We start from the raw sequence: 6547 nt of genomic DNA, 5'->3' as shown, positions 1-6547 counted from the left end.
ACGACGCTTTACGCATCGATGTCGCGCCTCGAGACGGCCACGACCAACATCATGACCGTCGAGGACCCGATCGAATATGATCTGTCGGGCATTGGCCAGACGCAGGTCAACGAGCGCATCGGCATGACGTTCGCGCGCGCGTTGCGCTCGATTCTGCGTCAGGATCCGGACGTGATCATGATCGGCGAAATCCGCGACCTCGAAACCGCGCAGATCGCGGTGCAGGCGTCGCTGACGGGCCACCTCGTGCTCGCGACGCTGCACACGAACGATGCCGCTTCGGCGGTCACGCGTCTGACCGATATGGGCGTCGAGCCGTATCTTCTGGCGTCGTCGCTGCTCGGCGTGCTCGCGCAGCGTCTCGTGCGGCGCCTGTGCCCCGTGTGCAAGGAAGAGCGCGAAGAAGACGGCCATAAACAATGGCATCCGGTCGGCTGCGACAAATGCGGACACTCGGGCTATGCGGGACGGCGCGGCGTCTATGAACTGCTGCTCGTCGACGACGCAATCACATCGTTGATTCACCGCAACGCATCGGATACGGAAATTCTCGCGACGAGCCGCAAGCAGGGTATGCGCACCCTGCGCGAAGATGCGAACCGTTGGCTCACGACGGGCTTCACGTCCCTTGAAGAAGTGTTGCGGGTGACAGGCGGAGAATGACATGTCGGCATTCCGTTACGAAGCGATCAACGCGGCAGGCAAGACGCTCAAGGGCGTGCTCGATGCGGACAGCGCGCGAGCGGGCCGCAGTCAATTGCGTGCGCAAGGGTTGACGCCCCTTGTCGTCGAACTCGCGGCGCAGCGATCGCAAGGCCAGCGCAGTCAGCGTTTGTCGCTGGGCCGCAAGCTGTCGCAGCGCGAGCAGGCGATTCTCACGCGCCAGCTTGCGAGCCTGTTGATCGCAGGTTTGCCGCTTAGCGAAACGCTGACCGTGCTTAGCGAACAGGCCGAGCGCGATTACGTGCGCGAACTGATGGCGGCGATCCGTTCGGAAGTAGTAGGCGGCCATTCGCTCGCGAATGCGTTGTCGCAGCATCCGCGTGACTTTCCCGATATCTATCGCGCGCTGGTCGCGGCCGGCGAGCATACGGGCAAGCTCGGCATCGTGCTGGCGCGCCTTGCCGACTATATCGAGCAGAGCAACGCGCTAAAGCAGAAGATTCTGCTTGCGTTCACGTACCCGACGGTCGTGACGGTTATCGCGTTCGGCATCGTCACTTTCCTGCTTAGCTATGTGGTGCCGCAAGTCGCGAACGTGTTTACCAGCACGAAACAGCAGTTGCCGTTCCTGACCGTCGCGATGCTCGCGCTATCGAATTTCGTGCGTCATTGGTGGTGGGCCGCGCTGATCGGCGTGGCGCTCATGGTATGGATCGCGCGCGGCATTCTGAAACAGACGGGGCCGCGGCTCGCGTTCGACAAATGGGCGCTCACCTCGCCGCTATTCGGCAAACTCGTTCGCGGTTACAACACGGTGCGCTTCGCCAGCACGCTCGGCATTCTGACCGCGGCCGGCGTGCCGATTCTGCGCGCCTTGCAGGCGGCCGGCGAAACGCTGAGCAACCGCGCGATGCGCGCCAACATCGACGATGCGATCGTGCGTGTGCGCGAAGGCACATCGCTATCGCGCGCCCTCGGCAATACGAAGACATTTCCGCCCGTGCTCGTGCACCTGATCCGTTCAGGCGAAGCGACCGGCGACGTAACGACAATGCTCGATCGCGCGTCGGAAGGCGAATCGCGCGAGCTCGAACGCCGCACGATGTTCCTGACGAGCCTGCTTGAACCGTTGCTGATTCTCGCGATGGGTGGCGTGGTGCTCGTGATCGTGCTCGCGGTGATGATGCCGATCATCGAACTGAACAATATGGTGCAGTGATGAGCGGTTCAACCTGCGACGCACCGAACCGCGCTTCGAGCAAATCCACCGATTTTCGCGAATGCCTAGCGCACAAACGCACTCGGATTTTCGACGGCCGGCAGCGAGATTTCGCGCTGCAAGCTGCCGCGCTTGACGATGATCGAGTGCGCGCGCACTTCGCTAAGCGTCGTCGAATCGTTGAGCTTGCCGTTCACGCGGATCACGCGCGCGGGCTCGCCGCCGACGCTGACGATCGCCGCGCCGTGATGCGCATCGAACGACAGGACACCGAGCAGTTGCACGGTATCGCGCGGGCCCTGGTCGGGCTGCGAACCGAACAGCGTCGCGCCGGCGGCGGTGTCGAGCGCGGCGGCCGGCGCGGGCTGCGGCAAAGCGGCGGGAGCGGGCGCCATGAAAACATGGGCCCACCACGCGAGCACCGCGCTGAACAGCACGAGGGCTGCGACGGCGCCGAGCAAAGGCAAGGACATAAACCGATGCGTGAAGTTGATGCGAAGCATGGCGTGAATTCCCGCTGGTTGAACCGTATGAACGACATCGAGAGAAACGACATCGGCTGTGGCTGAAACGACTGCGTCGATGACCTGCGCACAGAGCAATGTGACAAGCATCCGCACGCATACAACGCGTAACCGTATTTTTGGACGAGAGGGTGAACTTGTGATGACTGGTTCGAATAGGCCTGAAGGACAAGCGGTTCCAACGCTTTCGCACACTCGCGTTTACATATGGTGCACATGGCGCGCACGCACCCAGCGCGGCTTTACGCTGATCGAAATCATGGTCGTGATCGCGATTCTCGGCATTCTCGCCGCGCTGATCGTACCGAAGATCATGAGCCGCCCGGACGAAGCGCGCCGCGTCGCCGCGAAGCAGGATATCGGCACGATGATGCAGGCGCTCAATCTGTACCGGCTCGATAACGGTCGTTATCCGACCAGCGAACAGGGCTTGCGCGCGCTCGTCGAAAAGCCGACGACGGACCCGGTGCCGAACAACTGGAAAACTGGCGGATATCTCGAGCGTATGCCGAACGATCCGTGGGGCAATCAGTACCAGTATCTGGCGCCGGGCGTGCATGGCGAAATCGACGTGTTCAGTTACGGCGCCGACGGCAAGGCCGGCGGGGAGGCGAACGATGCCGATGTCGGATCGTGGCAGTAGGCGCTCGCATTGCATCGCGCGAAGCGTGTCGCACCGCGCCTCATCGCGCGGCTTCACGCTGATCGAGATGCTCGTCGTGCTGATGATTGCGGGGCTGTTGATATCGGTCGTCGCGCTCGCGCCATCGCGCAATAAACGCACCGATCTGAACGAAGAAGCGCAGCGTCTCGCTACGTTGCTCGAGTCGGCCGATGACGAAGCGCAGGTGCGGTCGGCATCGATCGCATGGCAGCCGGTGGACGGCGGATATCGCTTCTTCCAGCGCGCGGAAAACGGCAAGTGGCTGCCATTGAGCGACGACGTGCTCGGTCCGCATCGATGGAATGCCGACGTGACCGGCGTGTCGATTCATTACACAGGCGGCGCGGGCATTCAACGCGTGGTGTTCGGCGACGAAAGTATCGAGGTGCCGGTGACGATTACGCTTCATTCCGGTGCGGTGAGCCTGCTCGTGGTCGGCACCGGCATCGGCAACTTTGCGGTACGGCGGCCATGAGTATTCAAGATCGCGAGCAACATCTCGTTCGGCAAACGCGCAAATACGACTACGCGTGCGAGCGCGAGGGGGCTTCGTTATGTCGAGCCTGATCGTGTTATTGCCATCGGCGGATGCGCATGCTGCATCGGCGGAGGGCGTCGATGCGATGCCGATGCCGTTTGCGTTGCTCGATCGCAGCGGCGAGATCACGCGAGCCGGATACGCTGCGCTTGCCGGATTACCTCGCGCGCCAAGCACGGTACTCATCGTCGCCGCGCGCGACACGCTTTTGCTGAAGGTGAATCTGCCGCCTGTCGCGGGCCCGCGTTTGCGTCGAGTGTTGCCGAACGTCGTTGAAGAACATCTGATTCGGGACGCGCAAAACAGCCATGTCGCTGTTGGCCCGGACAGCGATCAGCAAGGCGAGCGATACGCCGCGGTTGTCGAGCGCGAATGGTTTGCGGGCGTGATCGAGCGATTCACGGCGGCCGGGCATCGAAAGCTGCGCGCGGTGCCGTTGGTTCACTGCATTCCGTTGCCCGAGGCACTGCAAGCAGCAGATCAACACGCTGACGAAGTGCAGCGCGAGGAGGTCGGAATCGAAGCGGGCGAGCGTGATGCGCTATTCGAACCGCAACAGGACGTTCCCGAAGACCCGAACCATGCCGCCGCAAACGAAGCCGAGGCAAATACTGTACTGGCCGCAAGCGCACTGATCGTGCGGCATAACATCCGGCGACGCCTGAATGCCGAGGCAAACCGCATCGACGAAGCAAAAGCCGTGGAACAAGCGATCGACGGTTCGGCCAGCGCCGACACCACGATCGCGAGCGGTAACGAGGAACACATCGAAATCGCAGTCCGGCAAGGCATGCTTGGCTTTGGCATGACGATCCGCGCCGCGCAGCTGGACGCCACGATTGCCGAGCTTGCAAAGCGTCAGCCATTAGCGGTGTATTCGCTGGCGCTCGAAGAAGCATCGCCACACTCACCATCCACTGCTTTCCCGCTAGCCGCGCTAACGCTGCCTTGGCCATCGCTAGCCCGCGACGCGCTAGCATGCCGTTTCGACCTTTGCCAGTTCGAGTTCGCCAACGGCGGCCGATCGGGCGTCGGCGCCGGCGGCCTCAAACCGTGGCGCTTCGCAATCGGCTTCGTCGCGGCGGCGCTGATCGTCTCGCTCGTCGCGATCAACGTGCAATGGATTCAGCTGCGCCATCGCCGCGACGCGCTAAACGCGGAAATGACCGAGCTCGTCAAATCCGCATTCCCCGACGCCACCGTCATTCTCGACCCGCACGCGCAAATGGCCACCGGCCTCGCGCGCTTGCGCAGCGCAGCCGGCGAACCGCGCCCGGACGACTTCGCGGTGCTCGCGTCGAGCCTCTCCCGCGCGCTGGGCTCGATCCCGTCGAGCGCGATCGCGGGTCTCGACTACAACAGCAACGCGCTCGACGTCACGTTCAAAGCGGGCACGACAGTCGACAGCGACGGCCTGACACGCCGACTCGCGGCGCAAGGCTTGTCCGCACAGGAGGACAACGGCAAATGGTCAATCAGATCCGCGCAGCGCTGATCCCGTTCAAAAGCTGGTTCGGCGAGCGGCCGCCGCGCGAACAGAAGCTGCTGCTTGCCGGCGGTTCAGTCGCGCTAGCGGCGATTGTCTATAACGTGCTGTGGGAACCGGCGCTCGACGGCCGCGCGCAGATTGCCGCAAGCCTGCCGGAGCTCGAAGCGCAACTCGCCGACATCCGCGTGCAAGTCGAGCAGGCGCGTCATCTGAAAGCGGCCGCCGCGCGCCGCGCACCGACCGGCGCCGCCTTGCGCGATGCGCTCGACTCATCGCTGCGGCAAACCGGCATTGCGGACGCAAAACTGACGGTGCTCGGCAAAGGCGTGCAGATCGATGCGAAAGGCGTGCCGTTCGCCACATGGATGACATGGCTCGACGCGGTGCGCCGCGACGATCACGTGCGCGTGATCAGCGTGCGCGCAAGCGCCGAAGACAAGCCCGGGCAGGTCACGATTTCGGCCGCGCTACAACCGGCACTGGAGCAATGACACCGTGCGGCCGACCAGGAAATCGGTCCGCGCCGATGCTTCGTCCCACTATGCGAATCATGTCAAATCGTCTCATTCGTTGACTTCTGATTGTCACATTCAGTCCATACGATACGTCGTCCAGCGGCACTGTCGACATTTATGTCGCGCTCGCAGCGACGGCATGGCACGCCGTCCCCTCATTTCCGGCTTTTCATTCATGACAGATTCCCGGGCACCGACCAGTGTCGTCACGCTGGTCGCCTGTCTCATGCTGTGCGCGCTGCTTATGCGCGGTGCGCAGGCACAGGATGCGGAATCTGTCCGGAGTCAGTCCGCAAGAACCATGCATTTCGAACTTCCCGCGCAGCCGCTTGCGTTGACGCTTCAGGCCTTCGGCCGCATGACCGAAATGGTTTTGCTTGCGCCCGCACCGCTGCTCGAAGGAAGGACGAGCGCCGCAGTGAGCGGTGACTTCGCGCCTCGCGACGCGCTCGCGCGCGTGCTCGAAGGCACCGGCCTGCAAGCCGATTTCTCCGGTCCAGACGAAGCGATGATCGTCGCGCAAACCGTACCCGCCACGCCCGACGCTACGGCATCCGGATTGGTGCAGACGCAACCATTGCCGGTCGCGCTGCCCGTCGACGGCCTCGGCGAAGACGGCGAACAGCTCGCTTATGCGGCCATGATTCAGGAACGCCTGACCGATGCCTTATGCGCGCTGGACGCGACGCGCCCCGGCAATTACCGGCTCGTCGCGCAACTGCGCATCGACGACAAAGGCGTGGTCAGCGCGACGGAGCTGGTCGCATCGAGCGGTTCGCCGCGGCGCGATGCCGCGATCGAAGCGGCGCTGCGCACGTTGAAGCTCGATGCTGCGCCGCCGCCCGGACTGCCCGAGCCCGTGACGATTCTGTTGCGGCCGTCCGGCAATGGCGTGCATATCAATTGCCCGCCGGCGGAAAAGCGAGGTTAGGGGT

General features: G+C 63.4%; 8 protein-coding genes. 7 read left to right on the top strand and 1 reads right to left on the bottom strand.

Annotation, left to right across the window (positions count from 1 at the left end):
• On the top strand, positions 1 to 663 hold a 663-nt coding region (locus QYH69_RS30985; protein ID WP_308835485.1), incomplete at its 5' end, for an ATPase, T2SS/T4P/T4SS family.
• A gap of 1 nt (position 664) precedes the next feature.
• The gene (gspF, locus tag QYH69_RS30980; protein WP_308835484.1) at positions 665 to 1882 is read left to right on the top strand and encodes a type II secretion system inner membrane protein GspF; all 1218 of its coding nucleotides are present in this window, start codon (positions 665 to 667) and stop codon (positions 1880 to 1882) included.
• A gap of 65 nt (positions 1883 to 1947) precedes the next feature.
• Here the strand turns inward: gspF and QYH69_RS30975 are convergent, their stop codons facing one another.
• Positions 1948 to 2385 carry a hypothetical protein gene (locus tag QYH69_RS30975; RefSeq protein ID WP_308835483.1) on the bottom strand — a complete coding sequence of 146 codons (438 nt, stop codon included), beginning with the start codon at positions 2383 to 2385 and terminating at the stop codon, positions 1948 to 1950.
• A gap of 226 nt (positions 2386 to 2611) precedes the next feature.
• On the opposite strand from QYH69_RS30975, the gene gspG reads away from it, so the two are divergent.
• The 5 genes from gspG to QYH69_RS30950 all read left to right on the top strand — a co-directional run bounded on the left by gspG (position 2612) and on the right by QYH69_RS30950 (position 6543).
• The gene (gspG, locus tag QYH69_RS30970) at positions 2612 to 3049 is read left to right on the top strand and encodes a type II secretion system major pseudopilin GspG (RefSeq protein ID WP_374992534.1); all 438 of its coding nucleotides are present in this window, start codon (positions 2612 to 2614) and stop codon (positions 3047 to 3049) included.
• 25 nt (positions 3050 to 3074) lie between these two features.
• Entirely contained in the window at positions 3075 to 3545 is a 471-nt protein-coding gene (locus QYH69_RS30965) for a GspH/FimT family pseudopilin (RefSeq protein WP_374992533.1), read from the top strand.
• Positions 3546 to 3624: 79 nt separating this feature from the next.
• Entirely contained in the window at positions 3625 to 5103 is a 1479-nt protein-coding gene (gspL, locus tag QYH69_RS30960) for a type II secretion system protein GspL (protein WP_308835482.1), read from the top strand.
• On the top strand, positions 5076 to 5588 hold the full coding sequence (locus tag QYH69_RS30955; protein WP_308835481.1) for a type II secretion system protein M: 513 nt from the start codon (positions 5076 to 5078) through the stop codon (positions 5586 to 5588). The genes gspL and QYH69_RS30955 overlap by 28 nt, the downstream gene beginning before the upstream one ends.
• A gap of 325 nt (positions 5589 to 5913) precedes the next feature.
• Entirely contained in the window at positions 5914 to 6543 is a 630-nt protein-coding gene (locus QYH69_RS30950) for a secretin and TonB N-terminal domain-containing protein (protein ID WP_308835480.1), read from the top strand.
• Positions 6544 to 6547: the final 4 nt, after the last annotated feature.

Origin of the sequence: Paraburkholderia sp. SARCC-3016 (assembly GCF_031119615.1) — a bacterium.
GTDB lineage: Bacteria > Pseudomonadota > Gammaproteobacteria > Burkholderiales > Burkholderiaceae > Paraburkholderia.
The sequence above is the reverse complement of the archived record's forward strand: the minus strand, read 5'-3'. Positions and strand labels throughout refer to the sequence as shown.

Coding starts and splice junctions, on each gene's coding strand:
- gspF (WP_308835484.1), top strand. CDS start 665: ATGTCGGCATTCCGTTACGAAGCGATCAACGCGGCAGGCAAGACGCTC.
- QYH69_RS30975 (WP_308835483.1), bottom strand. CDS start 2,385: ATGCTTCGCATCAACTTCACGCATCGGTTTATGTCCTTGCCTTTGCTC.
- gspL (WP_308835482.1), top strand. CDS start 3,625: ATGTCGAGCCTGATCGTGTTATTGCCATCGGCGGATGCGCATGCTGCA.
- QYH69_RS30955 (WP_308835481.1), top strand. CDS start 5,076: ATGGTCAATCAGATCCGCGCAGCGCTGATCCCGTTCAAAAGCTGGTTC.
- QYH69_RS30950 (WP_308835480.1), top strand. CDS start 5,914: ATGCATTTCGAACTTCCCGCGCAGCCGCTTGCGTTGACGCTTCAGGCC.